This is a genomic window from Aeromonas sp. SCS5 (assembly GCF_001887375.1).
GTDB classification, from domain to species: Bacteria; Pseudomonadota; Gammaproteobacteria; order Enterobacterales; family Aeromonadaceae; genus Aeromonas; species Aeromonas jandaei.
This window is the reverse complement of sequence record NZ_LFCS01000005.1, coordinates 53,195-74,603: the sequence shown is the minus strand read 5'-3', so window position 1 is coordinate 74,603 and position 21,409 is coordinate 53,195. Positions and strand designations below refer to the sequence as shown.

General features: G+C 61.4%; 20 protein-coding genes. 6 read left to right on the top strand and 14 right to left on the bottom strand.

From position 1 onward, the window contains the following. Positions 1-246 precede the first annotated feature (246 nt). Positions 247-1,149 (top strand): homocysteine S-methyltransferase family protein, encoded by a 903-nt coding sequence (locus BS300_RS06595; RefSeq protein ID WP_071911634.1) that lies wholly within the window; start codon positions 247-249, stop codon positions 1,147-1,149. 9 nt (positions 1,150-1,158) lie between these two features. Continuing rightward, positions 1,159-2,574, top strand: a complete 1,416-nt coding sequence (locus tag BS300_RS06590) for a basic amino acid/polyamine antiporter (RefSeq protein WP_071911632.1) — start codon at positions 1,159-1,161, stop codon at positions 2,572-2,574. A 97-nt stretch (positions 2,575-2,671) separates the two neighbouring features. Here BS300_RS06590 and BS300_RS06585 read toward each other — a convergent pair whose 3' ends face one another. Continuing rightward, entirely contained in the window at positions 2,672-3,511 is an 840-nt protein-coding gene (locus tag BS300_RS06585; protein ID WP_071911629.1) for a sterol desaturase family protein, read from the bottom strand. A 181-nt stretch (positions 3,512-3,692) separates the two neighbouring features. On the opposite strand from BS300_RS06585, the gene BS300_RS06580 reads away from it, so the two are divergent. Continuing rightward, positions 3,693-4,484 (top strand): transporter substrate-binding domain-containing protein, encoded by a 792-nt coding sequence (locus tag BS300_RS06580; RefSeq protein WP_071911627.1) that lies wholly within the window; start codon positions 3,693-3,695, stop codon positions 4,482-4,484. 130 nt (positions 4,485-4,614) lie between these two features. Here BS300_RS06580 and BS300_RS06575 read toward each other — a convergent pair whose 3' ends face one another. The 4 genes from BS300_RS06575 to BS300_RS06565 all read right to left on the bottom strand — a co-directional run bounded on the left by BS300_RS06575 (position 4,615) and on the right by BS300_RS06565 (position 7,304). Further along, on the bottom strand, positions 4,615-5,358 hold the full coding sequence (locus tag BS300_RS06575; protein WP_071911625.1) for an amino acid ABC transporter ATP-binding protein: 744 nt from the start codon (positions 5,356-5,358) through the stop codon (positions 4,615-4,617). Continuing rightward, complete coding sequence (locus tag BS300_RS21535; RefSeq protein WP_255933075.1) at positions 5,342-5,464, bottom strand: hypothetical protein; 123 nt, start codon at positions 5,462-5,464, stop codon at positions 5,342-5,344. Before BS300_RS21535 ends, BS300_RS06575 begins: the two co-directional genes overlap by 17 nt. Further along, positions 5,448-6,407 (bottom strand): amino acid ABC transporter permease, encoded by a 960-nt coding sequence (locus BS300_RS06570; RefSeq protein ID WP_033114390.1) that lies wholly within the window; start codon positions 6,405-6,407, stop codon positions 5,448-5,450. The genes BS300_RS21535 and BS300_RS06570 overlap by 17 nt, the downstream gene beginning before the upstream one ends. A 96-nt stretch (positions 6,408-6,503) precedes the next feature. Next, positions 6,504-7,304, bottom strand: coding sequence for a transporter substrate-binding domain-containing protein (locus tag BS300_RS06565; protein ID WP_071911623.1), 801 nt, complete (start codon positions 7,302-7,304; stop codon positions 6,504-6,506). Positions 7,305-7,803: 499 nt separating this feature from the next. On the opposite strand from BS300_RS06565, the gene BS300_RS06560 reads away from it, so the two are divergent. Next, a complete protein-coding gene (locus BS300_RS06560; protein ID WP_071911621.1) occupies positions 7,804-8,940 on the top strand; it encodes a GGDEF domain-containing protein in 1,137 nt (378 codons plus the stop codon). Between the two features lie 18 nt (positions 8,941-8,958). Here the strand turns inward: BS300_RS06560 and BS300_RS06555 are convergent, their stop codons facing one another. The 8 genes from BS300_RS06555 to BS300_RS06520 all read right to left on the bottom strand — a co-directional run bounded on the left by BS300_RS06555 (position 8,959) and on the right by BS300_RS06520 (position 17,588). Continuing rightward, on the bottom strand, positions 8,959-10,293 hold the full coding sequence (locus tag BS300_RS06555; protein WP_071911619.1) for an MFS transporter: 1,335 nt from the start codon (positions 10,291-10,293) through the stop codon (positions 8,959-8,961). A 27-nt stretch (positions 10,294-10,320) separates the two neighbouring features. Further along, positions 10,321-11,841, bottom strand: coding sequence for a signal transduction histidine-protein kinase/phosphatase UhpB (gene uhpB, locus BS300_RS06550; RefSeq protein ID WP_071911617.1), 1,521 nt, complete (start codon positions 11,839-11,841; stop codon positions 10,321-10,323). Next, a complete protein-coding gene (gene uhpA, locus BS300_RS06545; protein WP_033114395.1) occupies positions 11,838-12,428 on the bottom strand; it encodes a transcriptional regulator UhpA in 591 nt (196 codons plus the stop codon). The genes uhpB and uhpA overlap by 4 nt, the downstream gene beginning before the upstream one ends. Positions 12,429-12,609: 181 nt before the next feature. Continuing rightward, the gene (gene rnk / locus BS300_RS06540; protein WP_005334070.1) at positions 12,610-13,005 is read right to left on the bottom strand and encodes a nucleoside diphosphate kinase regulator; all 396 of its coding nucleotides are present in this window, start codon (positions 13,003-13,005) and stop codon (positions 12,610-12,612) included. Between the two features lie 226 nt (positions 13,006-13,231). Next, positions 13,232-13,963 carry a transporter substrate-binding domain-containing protein gene (locus tag BS300_RS06535; protein ID WP_192849738.1) on the bottom strand — a complete coding sequence of 244 codons (732 nt, stop codon included), beginning with the start codon at positions 13,961-13,963 and terminating at the stop codon, positions 13,232-13,234. A gap of 76 nt (positions 13,964-14,039) precedes the next feature. After that, complete coding sequence (locus BS300_RS06530) at positions 14,040-14,720, bottom strand: hypothetical protein (RefSeq protein WP_071911613.1); 681 nt, start codon at positions 14,718-14,720, stop codon at positions 14,040-14,042. Between the two features lie 52 nt (positions 14,721-14,772). Continuing rightward, positions 14,773-16,167, bottom strand: coding sequence for an alkaline phosphatase (locus BS300_RS06525; protein ID WP_071911957.1), 1,395 nt, complete (start codon positions 16,165-16,167; stop codon positions 14,773-14,775). Positions 16,168-16,190: 23 nt separating this feature from the next. Next, positions 16,191-17,588: an alkaline phosphatase gene (locus BS300_RS06520; RefSeq protein ID WP_071911611.1), complete on the bottom strand. Its 1,398-nt coding sequence runs from the start codon at positions 17,586-17,588 to the stop codon at positions 16,191-16,193. A gap of 332 nt (positions 17,589-17,920) precedes the next feature. On the opposite strand from BS300_RS06520, the gene ylqF reads away from it, so the two are divergent. Both ylqF and BS300_RS06510 read left to right on the top strand, forming a co-directional pair. Next, positions 17,921-18,871, top strand: a complete 951-nt coding sequence (gene ylqF / locus BS300_RS06515) for a ribosome biogenesis GTPase YlqF (protein WP_033114400.1) — start codon at positions 17,921-17,923, stop codon at positions 18,869-18,871. A 294-nt stretch (positions 18,872-19,165) separates the two neighbouring features. Further along, positions 19,166-20,314, top strand: coding sequence for an MFS transporter (locus tag BS300_RS06510; RefSeq protein ID WP_071911608.1), 1,149 nt, complete (start codon positions 19,166-19,168; stop codon positions 20,312-20,314). A 134-nt stretch (positions 20,315-20,448) separates the two neighbouring features. Here the strand turns inward: BS300_RS06510 and BS300_RS06505 are convergent, their stop codons facing one another. Further along, positions 20,449-21,345 carry a histone deacetylase gene (locus BS300_RS06505; protein WP_071911606.1) on the bottom strand — a complete coding sequence of 299 codons (897 nt, stop codon included), beginning with the start codon at positions 21,343-21,345 and terminating at the stop codon, positions 20,449-20,451. Positions 21,346-21,409 lie beyond the last annotated feature (64 nt).

Below are 21,409 nucleotides of genomic sequence, written 5' to 3'. Positions count from 1 at the left end.
AGGCCACCTTCGGGTGGCCTTTTGCATTTCTGCGTTTGTCTCGCCGTGTGCATGCTGATTTCTGCTGCGACGGATTGCCGTTAGTGGCACTTTGTTTTATCTTGATTTGGCCATCTAAACATCCATATGTTTTTATGGCCATATCGTCGGGTACTTCACCCGGATGAAGCCGGACGATCTGTTGCGATTCAACATGAAACCGCAGATCAGCAAGACACATACGCAAATAACAAAGAGACACGACAGATGGAAACCAGGGAATTGTGGGTGCTGGATGGGGGCATGGGGCGCGAGCTGGCACGGCGAGGAGCGCCGTTTCGCCAGCCGGAGTGGTCGGCGCTGGCCCTGATGGAGGCCCCCGAGACGGTGCGCGAGGTGCATCAGACCTATGTGGCGAGCGGTGCCCGGGTCATCACCACCAACAGCTATGCATTGGTGCCATTTCATATCGGCGATGAACGTTTCTTTGCCGATGGGGAGGGGCTGGCAGCGCTGGCTGGGCAACTGGCCCGCGAGGTGGCTGACGAGCAGAAGGGCAGCGTGCAGGTGGCGGGTTCCCTACCACCGCTGTTTGGCTCTTACCGTGCCGATCTGTTCAAGGCGGACAAGGTGAGCGAGCTGGCTATCCCGCTGATCCGGGCGCTATCCCCTTATGTGGATATCTGGCTGGCCGAGACCATGAGCCTGATTGCCGAGCCACTGGCCCTCAAAGCGCTGCTGCCTGATGACGGCAAGCCGTTCTGGGTCTCCTTCACGCTGGAAGATGAGGCGCCGGGCAACGAGCCGCGACTGCGCTCCGGCGAGCGGGTGGCTGATGCGGTTAGCGCGCTGGTGGCGGCCGGAGTGGACGCCATCCTGTTCAACTGCTGTCAGCCCGAGGTGATCGAAGGGGCGCTCAAGGTTGCCCGCACCCGATTGCAGGCGCTGGGTCGCATCGACATTCGCCTCGGTGCCTATGCCAACGCCTTCCCGCCGCAGCCCAAAGAGGCCACCGCCAACGACGGGCTGGACGAGATCCGCGAAGATCTGGGGCCGCTGGATTATCTCGGCTGGGCCGAGCGCTGGCGCGCGGCCGGAGCGAATTTGATCGGCGGTTGCTGTGGTATCGGCCCCGAGCATATTCAGGCGCTGAGCAGCCGGTTGCGCTAAGGAGTCCCCATGAAAGAGAACAAGATTGGGCTCTGGTCTCTCACCGCGCTGGTGTTCAGCTCCATGGTGGGGGCGGGGATCTTCAGCCTGCCGCAGAATATGGCCGAGGTGGCAGGCGCCCGCGCCGTGCTGATCGGCTGGGGCGTGACGGGTGTGGGCATCCTGGCGCTTGCCATGAGCTTCCTTTACCTGTCGCGGTTAAGGCCGGATCTTGACGGCGGCATCTACAGCTATGCCCGCGCCGGTTTCGGCGATCTGGTGGGCTTCTTCTCCGCCTGGGGTTATTGGCTCTGTGCCACCATCGGTGTGGTGGGTTATCTGGTCATCGCCTTTGCGGCGCTGGGTAGTTTTATCGATACCCCCGAGCAGATCTGGTTTGGTGGTGGCAATACTCTGGCGGCGTTTGTCGGCGAGTCCTGCATCCTCTGGGCTGTACACCTGCTGGTGGCCCGTGGCGTGCAGCAGGCGGCGCTGTTCAATCTGGTGGCGACTCTGGCCAAGAGCCTGCCGCTGCTGCTGTTTATCCTGTTCGCCTGCTACTGGTTCGACCCGGTCACCTTCGCGGCGGATCAGCAGGGCAGCACTCTGGCGGTGCCGGTCTCCGAGCAGGTGCGCAACACCATGTTGATTACCCTCTGGGTCTTTACCGGCATCGAGGGGGCGGCGGTGTTGTCGGCCCGCGCCAGAAACCGGCGGGATGTGGGGACGGCCACCGTGCTCGGCGTGGTACTGGCGCTGCTGCTCTATGTGCTCATCTCGGTGCTGGCGCTGGGAATATTGAGCCGCCCGGAGCTTGCGGCCCTGCCCAACCCCTCCATGGCTGGGTTGATGGCCCAGATGACCGGCTCCTGGGGCAAGCTGCTCATCAGTGTCGGTCTTATCGTCTCGGTGCTCGCCTCCTATGTGAGCTGGACGCTGTTCTCGGCCGAGGTGCCGTTCAGCGCGGCCCGCCACGGCGCGTTTCCTGCCATCTTCCGGCGCCAGAACCGCAACGGCACTCCCATTGCATCGCTCTGGCTCACCAGCCTGACGGTGCAGACATGCCTGCTGCTGGTGTGGCTGCTCGGCAAGGGCTACACCAGTCTGCTGCTTATCTCCACCTCGATGATCCTGGTGCCCTACCTGCTGATCGGGTTGTTCTTGCTCAAGCTCTCGTTCAGCAGGAAGGGTGAGAGCATGCAAGGCAGGAGGTTAATGCTGGCGGTGGCACTGGTGGCGAGCGGTTACGGTTTCTGGCTGCTCTATGCCGCCGGGGTGGAGTATTTGCTGCTCTCCTTGCTGCTCTACGGGCCGGGTCTGTTGCTGTTTCTCTACAGCCGTCGTCAGCTGGGCACAGATCTTTGCCTGAGTGGCCGCGAGCGGCTGTTGGCCGGCGTGACCTTGCTGAGCCTGATCCCCGCAGTCTGGTCGTTCGCCCATCTCTGACACCGAAGAGGTGACTGACCATAAAAGAGAGCGCCACAGGGCGCTCTTTTTGTTATCAGGGATTGGTTATTAGGGACTTGCTATTCGGGGCGAAGGTTCAGCGGCTGGCAGGCCCGGCCGGTTTGCCAAACAGCACGGCGAGTTTTTGTCGCCACGGCAGGCCACGGGCGTCACGCAGCATGTCGCGCCACTCATGGAAGGTGAGAGTGAGGGGGTTGAAGCTGTGGATCGGCTTGGTGATGCCAAAGCGACATGGCTCGGCCGGGTCTTCTTCCACGAAGGTACCAAACAGCCGATCCCAGATAATCAGCACACCAGCAAAGTTGCGATCTATGTATTTGGCGTTGCTGGCGTGGTGCACCCTGTGGTGGGAGGGGGTGTTGAAGATCCACTCCAGCCAGCCGAGTTTGCCCACCACCTGGGTGTGGACGAAAAACTGAAAACCCAGGCTGAGCAGCACGGTGGCCACTACCGCTTCGGGCGGGAAGCCGATGACAATCATCGGGATCCAGAACAGCCACATGCCGGAGACCGGATACATCAGGCTTTGGCGAAAGGCGGTGGAGAGGTTGAGCCGCTCCGAGCTGTGGTGTACCACGTGGGAGGCCCACAGCCAGCGCACATGGTGGCTGGTGAAGTGGAACAGCCAGTAACAGAGATCCTGCAGCAGGAAGAGCAGCAATACGCTCCAGAAGTTCAGCTCGATATCGAACAGTCGCCAGCCCCAGAGGGTGTCATACAGATAAGCGATGGCGATGGCTGCCAATGCATCGCCCCCCTGATGCATCAGGGCCAGCGTGGCGTTGGCCAGCAGATCTTTCCACTGGTAGGTGGCGGTTGGAAAAGCTGCGCTATGTTTGCGCAGATAGGCCATCTCCCAGCCGATAAAAGCCAGAAAAATCGGGGATAGGTAGAGCAGGATCAGTTGCACATCCATGAGCAGGTATCCATTCAGAGCAATTGCTCTCCAGCATAAAGGATGAAAGCAATATTTCATTAACATTTTCGAGCCTCTTGCCCGATGGCTCTGGCGAGTTTGCAGTGAGGCCGCAATTCAATCCGGTGGATGGTGACCGCTGACTATGCTTGATGCAGATTGAGCGTCAGAGGATTGGGCGATGCGTATCTGTGTTTATCTGTTGCTGGGATTCTGCCTGCTGGCACAGGCTAAAACCCGGGTGGAGATAGTGGCGGATGCCAGCTATCCCCCCTACTCCTGGCAGGAGGGCAAAGAGGTGCGGGGGATCTATGCCGATATCATCCGTGAGGTAACCTCCGCCATGCCCGACTATGAGGTGGTGCTCAAACCGATGCCATGGCGCCGCGGTCTGAGCATGGTGGAGCAGGGCAGCGCATTTGCTATTTTTCCACCCTACTATATGCCGGATACTCGCCCCTATATCTGGCCCTACTCCCAGCCGCTGCTTGATGAAGAGCTGGTAGTGATGTGCGGCGCCAGTGTGGCTGCCAATACCCCGCAGGCAAGGTTTCCGCTCGACTATCAAGGGTTGCGTTTTGGCATGAATGCCGGTTTTGCCGTCGGTGGCGATGCCTTCTGGCAGGCGGTGAAGGAGAAGAAAATCGATGTGGAGGAGGTGAAGAGCAACCGGGAGAACCTGCTCAAGATTGTGCGGGGGCGGGTGGATTGCACCATCAACGATCGCCTCTCTCTGCTCTATGAACTGCTCGCCATGATCAAGGGGGATCAGCTGGCGGTGACCGATATCTCGTTGCTCAAACAGGGGCCCGTGCTCAGTCGGGAGCAGGGTTTTCTCGGTTACAGTCGCAAGGGGGATTTTCCCTACAAGGAGAGCTTTATCGAGCAGTTTGACAAGGGGCTCTATCAGCTCAAAAAGCGCGACGGGATCAAGCCCATCGTCGAGCGCTATCTGGGAAAGTCCCCGCGCTGAACCGCTAACCGCGGGAGCGGCTTCAGCAGCGAGTGGGTGTGGTGTCATCCGATCCGCAAAGAAAAAGTGAGAGGAACCATGGTTCCTCTCACTTTTTTACTGGCCATTTTAACTGGCTGTGGGTCTGCGTTTACAGCACCTGACTCAGGAACTGGCGCAGGCGCGGGGAGGGGGGATTGTCGAAAAACTCCGTTGGCTTCTCATCCACCAGCAGCTCGCCGCTCTCCATAAAGAGCACCCGATCCGCCACTTCCCGGGCAAAGCCCATCTCGTGGGTCACCACCACCATGGTCATCCCTTCGCGGGCTAGACCCTTCATGACATCCAGCACTTCCCCCACCATCTCGGGATCGAGCGCGCTGGTGGGCTCGTCAAACAGCATGATGCGCGGCTGCATGGCGAGCGCCCGGGCGATGGCCACCCGCTGCTGTTGACCACCGGAGAGCTGGGAGGGGTAGCTGCCCGCCTTGGCCGAGAGCCCCACTTTCAGCAACAGGGCCTTGGCGCGATCTTCGGCCTCCTTGCGGGGCAGTTTGCGCACTTTTTGCGGGGCGAGGCAGATGTTCTCCAGCACCGTCAGGTGGGGAAAGAGGTTGAAGGACTGGAACACCATGCCCACCTCTTCCCGCAGCTTGTTGACATCGCCCGGCTGGGTGAGGCAGATGCCGTCCACCACGATATCGCCATCGTTGATGGTCTCCAGCTGGTTGAGGGTGCGCAGAAAGGTGGACTTGCCGGAGCCGCTGGGGCCGACGATCACGACCACTTCCCCTTCGGCGACCTCGGTGCTGACGTTTTTCAGTGCATGCACTTCGCTGCCGTAGAACTTCTCTACACCGGTCGCCTTGATAATCGGATCAGTTGCTGTACGCATATTTCGCCTCCAGAAAACGAACCGGGAAGGCGAAGGGGGTGCCGTTGATGGCTGCACTTCTCGACGCCTGTTGCACCTTGATGATGGGATCAGTTGCTTTTCGCATATTTCACCTCGAGACGGCGCACCAGAAAGGAGAGAGTACCGGTCAGCACCAGATAGAGCAGCGCCACGGTGAACCACACCTCGAACGGGCTGAAGGTAGAGCTCACCACCTCGCGCCCCGCCTTGGTCAGATCGGTGATGGAGATGACCGACACCAGCGAAGAGTCCTTGATCAGGTTGATGAACTGCCCCGCCAGTGGCGGCAGTACCCGCTTGAACGCCTGCGGCAGGATGACGTAGCGCATGGTCTGGGCCGAGGTGAGACCCAGACTGCGACCCGCTTCCATCTGCCCCTTGTGGATGGAGCTGATGCCGGCGCGGACGATCTCCGCCACATAGGCACCGGTAAAGACGGCCAGTGCCGCGACCCCGGCTGTGAAGCGATCGAGGTTCAGCACGGTGCCGATAAAGAAGTATACGATGAAGATCTGCACCAGCAGCGGGGTGCCGCGAATGAGCTCCACATAGGTGACGGCCAGATTGCGCAGGGCCGGGTTGGGGGAGAGTCGGGCCAGTCCGGCCAGGGTGCCGAGCAAAATGGCGAAGATGCCCGCCACCAGCGAGAGCTTGATGGTCATCCAGACGCCCCAGGCGATGGGGCCGGCGGTCCAGCTCAGCTGGATATCGAGGGCATCGCCGCGAAAGACGGTATCCCCTTCGCTGACTTGCACACCGCTGGTCGCGATGGGCTGGCGCTGGTTGGGGTCGAGATCGTTTTGCAGGAACAGTTTGCCTTTCTCTGCGGCAGTGGTGCCGGCCACCACGGTGCCGTCAAACTCGGCGTAATTCTTCTGTTCGGCCTGATAGGCGATGTACTGGGGAATGCGTTCCCAGCGCCAGGTGTAGTCAACGGATTGCACCGCCTTGTAGATGCCGAACACGGCCACCAGCAGCATCAGCAAAAAGACGCCGTGCCAGAGTAGCGGGTTGGGCTGTTTTTCCATCTGTCTTGTCGGTTTGGGTGTGTGCACAGTCACAACCTCTTCTCGTTATTGTGTGGGGTGTTGCGAGAGGGGGCGGCAAGGCGCCCCCTTTTGAGGTTATTTGAGCTGACTCAGCCAGGCGTTGGATTCGAACCACTTCTTGTAGAGGCGGTCGTAGCTGCCATCGCCCTTGATTTGGCGCAGGTAGTTGTTGAACCAGTTGAGGGTGTCCTGATCTCCTTTGCGGATGGCCCAGGCCAGCGGTTCGAAGGTGAACGGCTTGTCGAGGTGTACCACGGCGCCCTTGTTCTGGGAGGCGAAGATGGCGTTGTAGGGCAGGTCGTAGACGAAGGCATCGACCTTGCCGTTGATCACTTCCAGCTTGGCGTCATCCTGGGTTTCAAACTGCAGCAGGGTGGCTTTCGGGATGAGGCGCTTGACCGCCTGCTCGCCGGTGGTGCCGAGCTTGACCGCAATCTTGTATTTCGGGTCGTTGAGGTCGGTGAAGGATTTGATCTCGGCTGCCTTGTCCTTGCGCACCACTATGGTCTGGCCGACCACGATATAGGGATCGGCAAAGTTGACCCGCAGGTTGCGCTGCGGAGTGACGGTCATGCCGCCCATGATGACGTCGAACTTGTTGGTCAGGAGCGCGGGAATGATGCCGTCCCACGCGGTGTTGACGAACTCGACCTTCACGCCCATCTCCTTGGCGACCATCTTGGCGAGATCGACGTCAAAGCCGATGTACTGGCCCTGTTTGTTGGTCATCTCGAAAGGTTGATAGCCGGCGTCGAAGCCAACCCGCAGCACACCGCGCTCCAGCACGGCATCCAGGGTTGAGGTGGGGGTAGTGGCGGGGGCGGCGGTCGCCAGCCCGCAGAAGAGCAGGGTAGAAATAATCAGTTTTTTGATCATGGGTGACGTCTCTGTCGATGTTGTGTTCGGCCTTGAACCTGATCCCGTGCGACTCCGTGGCACAAGAGACTGCTGCATCCGGCAACAGGCAAGACAGGATGAATGTCTTGGGTCGGGGAAAAGCCCCATATGGGATGCTATGAATCGAAATTGAGCGAAAAATGTACCAAAAACCAATTGTGTCAGAATACTCAATAGGTTAGAGGCGCTTTTTGCTCACCGCTTCACTCATAAAATCACACGAAAACAACATATCTATCTAACGTGGCCGGTTCAAGCCCAAATTGTGTTCAATACCTTTTGTTACATATGATGGGGTTCGCTTGTGACTTGTTTTGTACTCTGACTTTTTCTGTACCTGCGGTGGTGCGATCCCGACAGGGCAAGCAGGCCACAGAGACAGTAAACAATATGTTTTTATTGTGAAAACAGTCAGTCCCCTCTGGGTCTTGGCAAACGCTTCTCATATACTCAGTTACCTTCTGAAACTGGTTCTTGTATGGCGCTCTCACTGCTGCTGAAACTGGACGTTTTTACCCTGATGCTGATGGCGTTGGGTGGCTACAGTCTTGGCTTTATCACCCTCTCCATCATCTGGTCTACCCACAGGGAGATCCCCGGTATCGGTTACTGGTGGTGGTCTGCACTCTGTGCGCTGGTGGCCCAGACGCTCTTCTCGTTGCAGGCATTTTTCCCCAGCCCATCCGGCATCTGGCTGGCCAACACCCTGATCACGCTCTGCATCGCGCTGATGCCGCTGGCGCTGCAGCGCTTTTTCGGCCAGCCTCCGAACTGGCGTGCCGGTGTGCTATTCATGCTGGTCTATCTGGTGATCCTGAGCTGGTGCATCGTGAAGGGGGGGATGGAGTCCCGGGTGATGCTGGCCTGCCTGAGCTACATGGTGCTGGGGGCGGTGATCGTCTATCTGGTCTGGCGTCACGGCTACCCCGACTATTTGCCGGCGGTGATGGTCTTTACCGTGGTCAATATCCTGCTCTACGCCTTCTACCTGATGCGGCTCTGGTTCCTGTGGCAGGACAACGTGCAGATGCTGATGGATAAGAGCGGAGTCAATGTGCTGCCCTTCCTCTCCATGCTGATGGGGAGCTATCTCTCCACCTTTGGGGTGCTGCTGCTCTGTACCCAGTACCGGGCGCTGGCGCTGCACCAGCAGGCGAGCCACGACCCTCTCACCGGCCTGCTCAACCGGCGTGGCTTTATGGATCAGCTGAAGCAGCAGAAGTTGGGTGACGGCGGCGCGCTGGCCGTGCTCGATATCGACGATTTCAAGCAGATCAATGACCAGCATGGCCACGAGGTAGGTGATCGGGTGCTGGCCGAGCTCGGCGCCTATCTGGGTAGCCAGCCCGATTTGGTGTGCAGCCGTTTCGGTGGCGAGGAGTTTGTGCTGCTCTTCTCGCAGCCCGGTGTGCTGGCCCTGCAACGCTGCGAGGGATTGCTGGAGGCGGTCGCGAACCGCGACATGGGCGGCCTCTCCATCACGGTCAGCATGGGGCTCTCCCACTGGCACGGGGAGTGGCATTTTGATCCTCTGTTCACTCAGGCCGACCATGCGCTCTATTGCGCCAAGCGGCAGGGCAAGAACCGGGTCTGTCAGGCTGGTCGGGAGGCGTAACTCCCGCCCAGTCCGGTATCACATAGTGTCGGCAGGTTGGGGGCGCGGTGCCTGCGCCTTGAGGAAGGGGAGCAGCAGCAGGGCCGAGACGCCCGCCGCCACCGAGATCACCACGAAGAAGCCGTTCCAGTGCCAGATCTCCATCACCTTGGCCAGCGGATAGCCTGACAGCGCCGCCCCCATATAGGCAAACAGGCCGACAAAGCCGGTGGCCGCTCCCGCCGAGTTTTTGTGGGAGCACTCCGCTGCCGCCATGCCGATCAGCATCTGGGGGCCGAACACGAAAAAGCCGATGGTGAAGAAGCAGGCCGCCTGCATCACATAGCTAAAGAAGGGCATCAGCCAGAGCGATCCCACCGCCAGCAGGATCCCTACCGCAAAGATGAGGTTCATCGGGCCACGGTTGCCGTTGAACAGCTTGTCCGATCCCCAGCCCGCCACCAGTGCACCGATAAAGCCCCCCACCTCGAACATGGAGATGGCCGAGTTAGCGCTCATCAGATTGAAGCCGCGCTGCTCGGTCATGTAGAGGTTGCCCCAGTCGTTGATGGCGGTGCGCACCACATAGACCAGCACGTAACAGCAGGCCAGCAGCCAGATATAGGGGTTGCCGAGCACATATTTGCGCAGGATCTGGCGATGGGAGAGCCCCGCATCCTGAGTCTGCTGGGCCAGCTCCATCGCATCCTTGCGCCACTCGCCCACCGACGGCAACCCCATGGCGGCCGGGGTATCCCGCAACCGCCAGCAGAGCAGCAGACCAGCCGCGATGGCGATAAGGCCGGGCACTATCATGCCGTAGCGCCAGCCATGCTGCAGGGCCAGGGTGCTGACGATAAGGGGGATGAGCGCACCGCCGGCGTTGTGGGCTGTGTTCCAGGCCGACCACCAGACACCCCTCTCACTGCGCGAATACCAGCTGGTGAGCAGCTTGGAGCAGGGGGGCCAACCCCAGCCCTGAAAGAAGGCGTTGGCCACCCAGAGGGCGGCAAACATCCAGAGAGCGGATGAGAGGCCGAACAGGATATTGATGACGCCGGTGGCCATCAGCCCGATCCCCATGAAATAGCGCGGATTGGCGCGGTCGCTGATAATGCCGGAGAAGAACTTGGAGCAGCCGTAGGTGATGTAGAACAGGGTCCAGAGCATGCCGATGTCTGACTTGTCCAGCATGCCGCTCGCCAGCATGTCCGGCATGGCGAAGTTGAAACTCTTGCGGGTGAAGTAGAACACCGCATAGCCCAGATACATGGTGAGCAGCAGATGCAGCCGCCAGTGACGATAGGTGGCGTCGATCTCGGCCTGCTCGCGGATCGGCGGCTGCGCCGGTGCGCTTCTCATAAAGCTCAGCATGGGGCTCCTCCCTGATGAAGGGCGAGGTTACTCATGGCTCTCCTCCCGCTTGCGGCAGGGGAGGTTGACCGTCAACTGGGTGCCGTGGACGCAGGAGAGCTGCAAGGTGCCTCCCAGCGCCTGCACCCGCTCGCGAATACCGAGCAGACCATAGCCCTGCGCCGCGCGGCTTTGCGGCAGGCCGCGACCATCATCCTCCAGCACCAGTTGCAGCTGTTCTTCACCGTGCCGCGCCCGGATTGTCACCGAGTGGGCGTTGGCATGCTTGACCACGTTGTTGAGCCCCTCCTGACAGACCCGAAACAGGGTGACCCGCTGGGCATCGGAGAGATCTCCATCCGCCAGCTGCCACTCCAGCCGGGTGACGATGCCGTGGCGCTCCAGCTCCAGCTCTCTGAGCAGTGCCCGCACCGCTTGCTCCAGGGTCATGTCGTCGAGCTGGCGCGGGCGCAGGCGACCGAGCAGGCCGCGCACCGCGTCGTAGATGCCAAGGGAGAGGGTATCGATCAGGGCGCTGCTCTGGCCCACCCCCGCATTGTCGGGGGCGAGGCGGCGCACTATACCGGCCTGGGTACGAATGGCGGTGATGGTCTGGCCGATGTCGTCGTGCAGCTCGCGCGCCACCTCCTTGCGGATGCTCTCCTCGGTCTCCAGCAGCCGCTCGGTGAGTTGGCGATTGTGGGCAAGCTGGCGGGTCAGCGCCTGATTGAGCTCGCGCTGGCGCTGGATCCCGGCACCCAGCAGCAGGCCAGTGAGACTCTGGGCCAGCAGGGAGAGCAGCAGATCGAGGGGATGATCGTGCCAGGCCTGACTCGCCAGCAGAGCGATGGTGTTCATCAGGGTGGCGAGCAGCGCCCCCTGCCAGCCGTAGCGCCACGCCATGGCGATGATGGGGATGGCCAGACAAAACGGGGTGAAGCGCACCAGTGAGTTGGGCAGCCCCAGCTGCAGCCAGAGGCTCAGCACGAATAACAGCAGATACCAGACCAGATGGCGAAAGCGCCAGTCTACCGGTTGATCCACCAGCGCAGGGCCGAGCGGCACCCAGGTAGCGCGGGTAAGGTAGTGCCAGATCAGCATGCAGGTGGAGGTGAGGGTGAGCCCGCCGGTGAGGGTGAGCAGCAGGGCCGAGAGGCCATCTTCTCCCGCCAGATGCCAGAGCAGGGATTGCAGCAGGGCTGCCACCGAGACGGTGGCGAGCAGCAACAGCAGTTGCTGCCAGTCGTTGCGCACTGGCTGGCGGCGGGCAATCAGCAGCGGCAGCAGGGTGAGCAGGCTGCCGATCAGCAACCACTGCCAGTGGGGCAGCCCAACCTCCAGATTGATCCAGTAGAGCAGTCCCCCTTCACAGAGCAGCAGCGGCAGCCAGTAGCGACCGGGACTTTGCAGCAGCAGGCCGAGGCGCAGGCCGAAGGGGAACAGCAGCACAGCCAGTGCCGGGCCGCCCGCCAGATGCAGGCTGATGCTCCACAGGCAAAACCAGCCCGCGGCAAAGATGAAGCAGGCCGCCAGCGTGATGGCGACATAGCTGGCAAGACGGTGGATCACCAGCTATCCAGCATGCGGTGGGCCAGCTCGACGTTGTTGCTGACCTTGAGCTTGTCCATCAGGTTGGCGCGGTGCACATGCACCGTCTTGGGGGAGAGGCCAAGTTGCTCGGCGATGCTCTTCACCTCCAGCCCCTGCGCCAGCAGCTGGGCAATCTCCCGCTCCCGGTTGGTGAGGGGATCCCGGCTGCTGCTGGCCAGCTTCTGGGCGATGTCGGGGGTGAGGTAGCAGCCGCCGAGCGCGGCGGTACGCACTGCGGCGATGAGCTCGTCCGGGCTGCAGCGCTTGGAGAGAAATCCTTTGGCACCGGTTTGCAGTGCCTGCTCGATGAGGGCGGGGCTGTCGTGTACCGACAGCATCACCACCGCCAGACCGGAGGGGAGCTGCTTGAGCAGATCCAGCCCCGACTGGTCGGGCATCGAGATGTCGCAGACGCAGACCCGGGCGCCACTGCCGGGCAGGCCGGCCAGCGCCTCGCTGGCGGAGCCAAATTCGGCGACCACCTGCAGGTCGGGCTCCAGATTGAGCAGTTGGGCAAAACCGGAACGGACGATCTGGTGATCGTCGATGAGGGCAATGTTTATCATGATGTCAGCCTGAAATTCGGTGCGTCATGACCATGACGCGGCCAACAAGATACCTGCCCCCGGAGTCAGGCTCAAGGGGCGGGGGGGAATAGGGGGAAAATCGACCCGATAAGCAGGGGACGCTTGATCGGGATCAGGCTGTGCGGGCAGGCCTCTCGGGCTGGCCTGCCCGCAACCGGGATCAGCGGTGCAGCTCGCCGGCACGCTCCGGCTGATAGACCACTTCAAGGATCTCCACCTCGATGGTGCGACCGGCCGGGCCCGGCCAGGCGATGCTGTCGCCCACTTTCAGACCAAGCAGGGCGCTGCCCACCGGTGCCAGTACCGAGATGTTGCTCTCGTCACCCTTGGCATCGCGCGGGTAGACCAGGGTGAGGCAGAACTCGTTGCCGCTGCTCTGCATCTTGAAGCGTACCTTGCTGTTCATGGTGACGACATCGGGCGGCATATCGGCCGGTTCACGGATTTCGGCGCGATCCAGCTCCTCTTGCAGGGCAAGGTGCTGGGGATGGTTGCCGAGCAGTTGTTCAATCCGATCCAGATCAAGGCTGGAGATAACGAGATGCGGTTGTTTCATAAGATAATCCTTATCAATAGCTTACAGGGCCAGGCCCACTCACGCAGGCTGGCCATCACAAGGGTGTCGAGAGATCGAGAAAGTGCCATGCCCCCAAGCGACTCGCGGCCGAAGGAGCGAGGCGGGGGCTCAGCAGGGTGTGAGCTTGTGAGAGGAAATAGTGAATCTTTTCATGGGGCTACCATAACCATTCTGGACGGCTTTGGCAATTATCCTGACAAGTTTGTCAGGGTGCCTGGTAATCGTACTGCTTGATGATGCGGGCCAGACTGCCGTCATCGCGCATGGCGGCGATGGTGTCGCGCCAGCGTGTTGCCTCTTTGGCTGGAAAATGGGGACTGGCCGCCAGGTAGAGCGCAGCCTGTTTCAACGTTTCACCGCGAACCAGATCCGCCAGCGGCAAGCCTGCCTGCAGCTGGTTGTAGCGGGCGCTGTTCCAGGCCACCGCCCAGCCCTGAATACGGCCCCGAGCGAGCTTGCTGGCGTTGTTGACCTCTTCGGCCACCTCTTCCTGTTTGATCCGTTGGAACGGGAGCAGCAAGCTCTGGCCATAGGAGCTGCGCATCACGCCGATGGTGAGACCGGGCAGATCGCCGGTTGTCAGCGGTTGGGGATGGTGCTGGCGATGAGTCACCAGCACGAAGGCCTCGTCCAGCAAGGGGGCAATCCAGAGAAACAGCGGCTCGCGCTGGGGGCTTCTCACCGGCGGTACCAGCAGCACATCCTGCCGGTGCTGGGTCTGGCTGAGGGCGCGAGCCAGCGGCATCAGCTCGATGGTCAGCGGCTCCTTGAGGCGACGGGCCGCCTCCTCCAGCACCTCGATGGCCATGCCGCTCGGGGCCCCCTGGTGAGAGCGGATCACGTAAGGGGGAATTTCAGCCGCGACCACCACCATGGCCCGGGCGTGAAAGGCTGGCAGGAGCGAGGTGCAGAGCAGCAGGAGCAAGGGGAGACGCATGGCAGACCTGATCCGGGATGAGTACACAGAGTGTAACATCCCGCAGAGACAAGTCAGCCCGCTATGGAGCCTCATCTCAATCGAAGAAGTCCCGCAGATCGAGCGTCTGATACCCCTCCAGCTGCTGCCAGGGCAAATTCTTGGGCAGCGCTTTTAGGGTCACCTCCATCCGGTAGCTGCGATAGCCATCGAGGCTCGCTGACTCCACCACCAGCGGCAACTGCCAGCGGCTAGACCAGAGGATGCGGGTACGCTGGTTGCCCTCGCGTTTTTCATACCAGCGCGCCTGTTCGGGGGCGCTTTCATCGAGGGGCGTCATCTCTTGCAACAGGGCCGGGTTGATGAGGTGGCGGATCCGCGGCCAGTCGGGTTTGAAAGCCACCTGACCGTACTCCTCCTCCGGTACCTCCACCAGCTGGTTGTGCCAGCTGTCGGCGTAGCGCAGTTGCAGCATCCCCTGCTGGTCGCGGGTTACCCAGCGCGCCGCCATCTGCTGGGTAAAGTGCTTGTGGCCCGGGGTGGCATCGTGAGCGGCGTGGTAAGCGCGGGCAAGGGGCAGCGGGATGAGCCGCTGGCTCCACACCTGATCGCCAACCCGCAGCCACTTCTCCTGCCACTGGCTCTCCTTGCTGATGCCATCGCTGCTGGTGACCCTGTCCTGATAGCGGATGCGGGCGGCCAGATCGGGGACTTCATCGGCAAGGAGGGGACAAGAGAGGCTGCTGGCGAGCAGCCACAGCGGAAGTAAATATCGCATATGAGTGATCGCTCGAACGAGCAGGGCCCGGCACCGCGCCGGGCCCTATCGTTTACAGGCCGAGCGCCTCCTTGAGCTTGCCGAACACCCGGGTGTTGTCCAGCGTCCCCTTGAAGCGGCTGCTGCCGGCGCCGTCGGCGAACAACATCACATCGCCGCCGCCGTGGGTCTCGGAGCCGAGCTTGACCCCGGTCTCTTGCAGGTAGTCGTCCGCCATCACCTGATCGCTGGTGAGGGTGGGGCGCACGTCGGGACGGTTGGGGCCGTTGCCAAACACCAGGGTGGTGAACGGCTTGCCATCCGCGTCGTTCTGGGTCGAGCCGTCACCATTTTTCACCAGATCCAGCACCTTGTTGCCCTTGGCGGAGTAACCGTTGATGGTCATGGTATGGTCATGGTCGGCGGTGACCACGATCAGGGTATCTTTCAGATCCACCTTGCCGAGCGCCGTTTTGACCGCGTCGTCCAGCGCCACCGCGTCGGTGAGCGAGCGCTTGGCATTGGTGCCGTGCAGGGCGTGATCGATCCGGCCCCCTTCCACCATCAGGAAGTAACCCTGACTGTTCTGGCTCAGCAGATCGATCGCCTTGGCGGTCATCTCGGAGAGCGACGGCTGGGTATTGGCCGCCCCCTTGGCGACCCGATCCAGCTCGTAGTCGAGGTGGGATTTGGCGCTGAACAGGCCGATGAGCTTGCCGCTATCGACCTTGGCAAGGTCAGTGCGAGTGGTGACGTAGCGATAGCCCTGTGCGGTCAGCTCGGCGGTAAGATCCCGCCCGTCGGCGCGGCCCCCCTTGTTGCTGGTGCTGTTGTAGGGTGTCCAGTGGTTGGCGCCGCCCCCCATCAGCACATCGACCCCGCTCCCCAGAGCCTGGTTGAAGCCGGCGCCGCCCGGTACCGCCTGCGCGGCAATGGCGTAGGTGGCATCCCGATGGCAGATGTGGGAGTAGGTGGCGGCCGGGGTGGCATGGGTCAGCTCGGTGGTAGTGACGGCCCCCACCGATTTGCCCGCTGCCTTGGCCAGCTCGAGAATGGTGGGCACCGGCTTGCCGTTGTCGCTGGCGCAGTTGTTGACGCCCTTGTTGCCGTTGGCGTCCTTGCCGGGGGCGACTGCTTTGGTGTCGCTGCTCATGGCGATCACCTCGTTGTTCATCTTGACCCCGGTGGTATAGGCCGCCATGGAGGGGGCCGAGTCGGTGGTCTGGGCATCGTTGGAGAAGGTCTTGATGCGGGCGCTGCGGGCCAGCTTCATCATCTCCAGATTGCCCTCTTCCCCCACCTTGTAGAGGCGGGTGGCAGTGAGCACGGTGGGGCCCATGCCGTCACCGATAAAGAGGATGACGTTCTTGGCATCGGCGGCCTGTGCCTGGGTCGCGCCACAGAGGGCGGCCAGCAGGGCCGTGCTGATAAGGGTTTTATGCAGGTTCTGCTTCATGGATTGGTTGATGGCTCTTTTCATGGGAATGCTCCTTACAGCCCGGCCGCAGCCTTGACCTTGCCGAACACGGCGGTGTTGTCGAGTGAGCCGTGGAAGCTATCCGCTCCCCGGCCGATGGCGCCGAGGAAGACGTCGGTGCCGCCGTGGGTCTCGTTGCCGATTTCACCCACCTTGACCACTACCTCCTGGTGATAGTCGTTGGCGGAGACGGTAGCGTCATCCAGCGGTGCCACGCTGCTGCGCGGCCCGTCTACCCGGTTGTAGCCGTTGCCAAAGCCGATGATGGTGTAGGGCATGCCGTCGGCATCCTTGCTCGGCTCGCCGGTTTCGTAGTTCTTCACCAGCCCGAGCACGCCGGGGTTATCGGCCGTGGTCTTGCCGGTACGCTTGGCGTAGCCGTTGAGCACCAGGGTATGGTCATGGTCGGCGGTGACCACGATCAGGGTGTTTTTCAGCTCGGGATCAGTTTTCTTCACCTCGTCGAGGGTCGCCTTGATGGCGTTGTCGAAGGCGAGGGTGTCCTGCAGCGCACGCTTGGCGTTGGTGTCGTGCAGGGCGTGGTCGATGCGGCCCCCTTCCACCATCAGGAAGTAACCCTGCTTCTTCTCTTTGAGCTGCTTGATGGCGGCCAGGGTCATCTGGGCCAGGGAGGGCTCGCTGGCGGAGCGATCCAGGTCATATTTCATGTGGCTTGCGCCAAACAGTCCCAGCAGCGGCTTGCCTGCCTCGGCCTTGTTCAGCTCGTCCAGATTGCTGGCAAACTGGTAGCCCTTGGCCTTCATCTCATTGATGAGGTTGCGGCCATCCTCGCGTTTGCCCTTGTCGGCCTTGGGCAGGAAGAAGCTGCTGCCACCGCCGAGCACCACGTCTACCCCCCCTTTAAGGGCGCTGTTGTAACCGGCGCCACCGGGCACCAGCTGGACGGCGATGTCGGCTTCCAGATCCCGGTTGCAGAGGTGGGCATAGGTGGCAGCCGGGGTGGCGTGAGTCACCCGGGTGGTGGTGACTACGCCGGTACCGCGGCCGGCGGCCTTGGCCAGCTCCAGCAGGGTGGTGGCCGGCTTGCCGGCGCTCTTGCTGCAGTTGCTCTCCTGAGTGGCGTCGCTGTCCATGCTGATGACGCCGTTGTTGCTCTTGACCCCGGTCATGTAGGCGGACATGGAGGGGGCCGAGTCGGTCACCTGAGAGTCGTGGGAGAAGGTCTTGATGAAGGCCGTCTCCGGCAGGGTATCGATGGTGAGGCTGCCCTCTTCACCAACGCCGTAGATGCGGGCGGCGGTCAGGGTGTTGAGCCCCATGCCGTCGCCGAGGAAGAAGATCACGTTCCGGGCGCCAGAGCCGGGTTTGTTCTCCTGCGAGTTGTTCTCTAAGTTGCAGCCGGCGACCAGTGCGGCCCCCATCATCACTGCAACACCTGCCATTTTTTTCATCGAGGTTCGCTCCTTGTAAAACCTGAGCGCAGCCTAGAGGTCGCAGATGACACTTTTAGTGAGAGTGAATGACAATCCGGTGAAAGTGATATCTGAATGTGATGTTGTATCAATCACTTATCTATCAATAATCGGACTCTGCAGCGCAGCCTGACAAAGCTGACAAACGGGAGGAAATCTGGCCGGTTTAGGACCTTCGGGCTAGAATGGCCTGTCAAATCGGGGCAGGTGCAGGTAAAATGCGCCCCCTTGCGACGCCCTGCGTCCACCACCGCTCGCCGCTCGCTTCATTGCAAGCCCGCGCCCGCAGTCCCTAGATGAGAGTAACGGATATGTCCATCAACTGGTTCCCCGGTCACATGCACAAGGCCCGCAAAGAGATTGCCGAGGTCATGCCCCAGGTCGATGTCATCATCGAAATGCTCGACGCCCGCATCCCCTTCTCCAGCGAAAACCCGCTGGTGCCCGAGCTGCGCGGCGATACTCCGGTGATCAAGGTGCTCAACAAGGCGGATCTCGCCGATCCCGAGATCACCGAGCTGTGGGTGGCCCACATGGAAAAGGAGAAGGGGATCAAGGCACTGCCCCTGACCCAGCAGGAGCCCGAGAAGATCAAGCAACTGCTGACCCTCTGCCACGAGATGCTGCCGGAGCGCAACCTGGAGCTGCGCGGCGTGCGCGCCATGATCATGGGTATTCCCAACGTGGGCAAATCCACCCTGATCAACACCCTGGCTGGGCGCATCATCGCCCGCACCGGCAACGAGGCGGGGGTGACCAAGTCCCAGCAGCGGATCAAGCTCGACAACCACGTCATCCTGACCGATACCCCGGGCTTTTTGTGGCCCAAGCTCAACCCGCCCTCCTGCGGTTATCGGCTGGCCATCACGGCGGCTATCAAGGATACCGTCTATGACTATGCGGACATCGCCATGTTCGCCGCCGATTACTTCCTCAAGGCTTATCCGGAGCGGATCAAGGCGCGCTATCAGATTGAAGAGCTGCCCGAGACCGAGATCGAGCTGCTGGATCTGATCGCCCGCCAACGCGGCTTCATGCGCAAGGGGGGGCTGGCGGATCTGCACAAGGCGTCCGAGATCCTGGTCAACGAATTCCGCTCGGGGATGCTGGGCCGCATCTCTCTGGAGACCCCGGAGATGGTGAGCGTAGAAATCGTGGAGGCCGATGCCGAGGCCGAGCAGAAGGCCAAAGAGAAGGCGGAGCGGGAAGAGGAGCGCCAGGCGCGGGCCCGCCGCAAGTACGCCAAGAAGCGTCAGCGTTAACCGGCATTGAGCTCGGTATTAAAGAAGAGGCGGCCCACGGGGCCGCCTCTTCTGTTTATGGCCGCCAAAGAGAGCCAAGGTGGCCGAAGGGGGGGATTTTCAACTGGCAATATGCCGGTAGCATGGCCAAATTTCACGTTAATCAAAAAGATAAAGCCGGCATTAAATGGTGCTGCATCTCGCAGCAATCACTGCGTGCAACAAAACCTTGCGACTTGGCTGCAGCGCCGATTGACAATGGATTTGGCAGTGGCATGATGCGCTCGCATTTTGACTCTCCTCACGGTTCTACCCATGACCACATACACCCGGCCAGTGCTGTTACTGCTCTGTGGCCTGTTGCTGCTGACCCTCTCCATCGCGGTGCTCAATACTCTGGTGCCGCTCTGGCTTGCCCATGACAATCTGCCGACCTGGCAGGTCGGCATGGTCGGCTCCTCCTATTTCAGCGGCAACCTGCTGGGAACCCTGCTGGCGGGCACCCTGATCAAGCGTTTTGGCTTTAACCGCAGCTACTACCTCTCCTCCGTTATCTTTGCCGCAGGTTGTGTCGGGCTCGGCATTACCCTCGGTTTCTGGAGCTGGCTCGCCTGGCGATTCATTGCCGGCATCGGCTGCGCCATGATCTGGGTGGTGGTGGAGAGCGCGCTGATGTGCAGCGGCAACGCGCAAAATCGGGGGCGACTGCTGGCCGCTTACATGATGGTCTACTACCTGGGAACCGTGCTTGGGCAGCTGCTGGTCAGCAAGCTGCCGACCGGCCTGATGGACGTGCTGCCCTGGGCGACCGGACTGGTATTGGCGGCGATTCTGCCGCTCTTGTTCACCCGCATCGTCAGTGAGCACAGCGAAGCACAGGGAACGACCCGGGTCTGGCCGATGCTGCGGCTGCGTCAGGCGCGGCTCGGGGTCGATGGCTGCATCATCTCCGGCATCGTGCTAGGGTCGCTCTATGGTCTGATGCCGCTCTACCTCAATCATCAGGGGATGAGCGATGGGGAGATCGGCTACTGGATGGCGGTGATGGTGAGTGCCGGCATTCTGGGGCAGTGGCCGGTCGGCCGTCTGGCGGATCGCTTCGGGCGTCTGCCGGTACTGCGGGTGCAGGTGCTGGTGGTGATCCTGGGTTGCGCAGCCATGCTGAGTGGTGTGGCGATGGGGCCGGCCCTGTTTATCCTGGGCGCGGCCGGTTTTACTCTTTATCCGGTGGCCATGGCGTGGGCCTGCGAAAAGGTCGAACACCATCAGCTGGTGGCGATGAATCAGGCACTGCTGCTGAGCTATACCATCGGCAGCCTGCTCGGCCCAGCCTATACTGCGCTCCTGATGCAGCACCTTTCGGACAACTTGCTCTTCATCATGATCGCCGGCGTGTCGTTTATCTATCTGCTGATGCTGCTGCGCCCCATGGGGAAACATCCTACGCCGGTGGCCCACGCCTGAACGAGAGCAGCAGGGCGCCATCCTCGATTCCCGAATAAGGGATAAATACGGCGCAATGACGCGCGATATAACGCAGAGGCGGCCCTTGAGCCGCCTTGTTGTTGTCTGCAACGGTGGTTATCAGAGATTAACGGCTAGCCGTAACGCTTTTTTGCCTCTGCAAACAATGACATATGCAGCGGGATCAACTGCTGCCAGTCGCGCCGGTAGCCACCACCCGGTACGGCTGCAATGGGCAAGCCGTGCTGCCGAGCGCACTCAAAGACCATGGCATCACGCAGGCGCACTCCCTCATCGCTCAAGGCGAGATAGCCAAGCTCGTCGCCCCGGTGTACGTCCACGCCAGCCTGATAGAGGATGAGGTCGGGGGTGTAGAGCCGCAGCGCCAGGTTGAGCGCCTCTGCCAGCGTGGTGAGGTAGGCATCGTCCACCATGCCGCTTGGCAGAGGGAAATCCATGTGGGAGGCGGGTTTGTGACGGGGGAAGTTGTGCTCCCCGTGCAGGGAGAGGGTAATGATGTCCCGCCGCCCTTGGCACAGGGCTGCGCTGCCATCCCCTTGATGGACATCAAGGTCGATGATCAGCACCTGCTCGCAGCGTTTTTCGTCCAGACAGGTCTGGGCGGCGATCACCAGATCGTTGAAGAGACAAAAGCCGCTGCCAACATCCCGGTGAGCGTGGTGATAACCGCCGGAGATTTGCAGGCCGCAACCCTGATCCAGGGCGTGGCGGCTGGCGGCAATGGTGGCACCCACCGAGCGCAGGGTGCGTTCAATCAGCAAGGGAGACCAGGGAAAACCAAGCTGGCGGATGGCGCTCGCATCGAGGGTGCCGGCGAGGGCCGCTTCAACATAAGCCGTATCATGCACGCTCTCTATCTGTGCGCGGCTGGCGGGCGCTGCCTCAGCCAGTGGATAGCAGAGGCTGCCAAGGTGCTCAAACAGCGCTTGATACTTGGCCAGCGGGAAGCGATGGCGCTCCGGCAGGGCCAGGGCAGAGTAGAGGGGGTGATAGAAGATGCGCAGTGACATGACGGCAGGGCCTTTGCAGATATGAAAAAGGGGAGCTTGGCTCCCCCTTGTCTCTCCCGGCGAT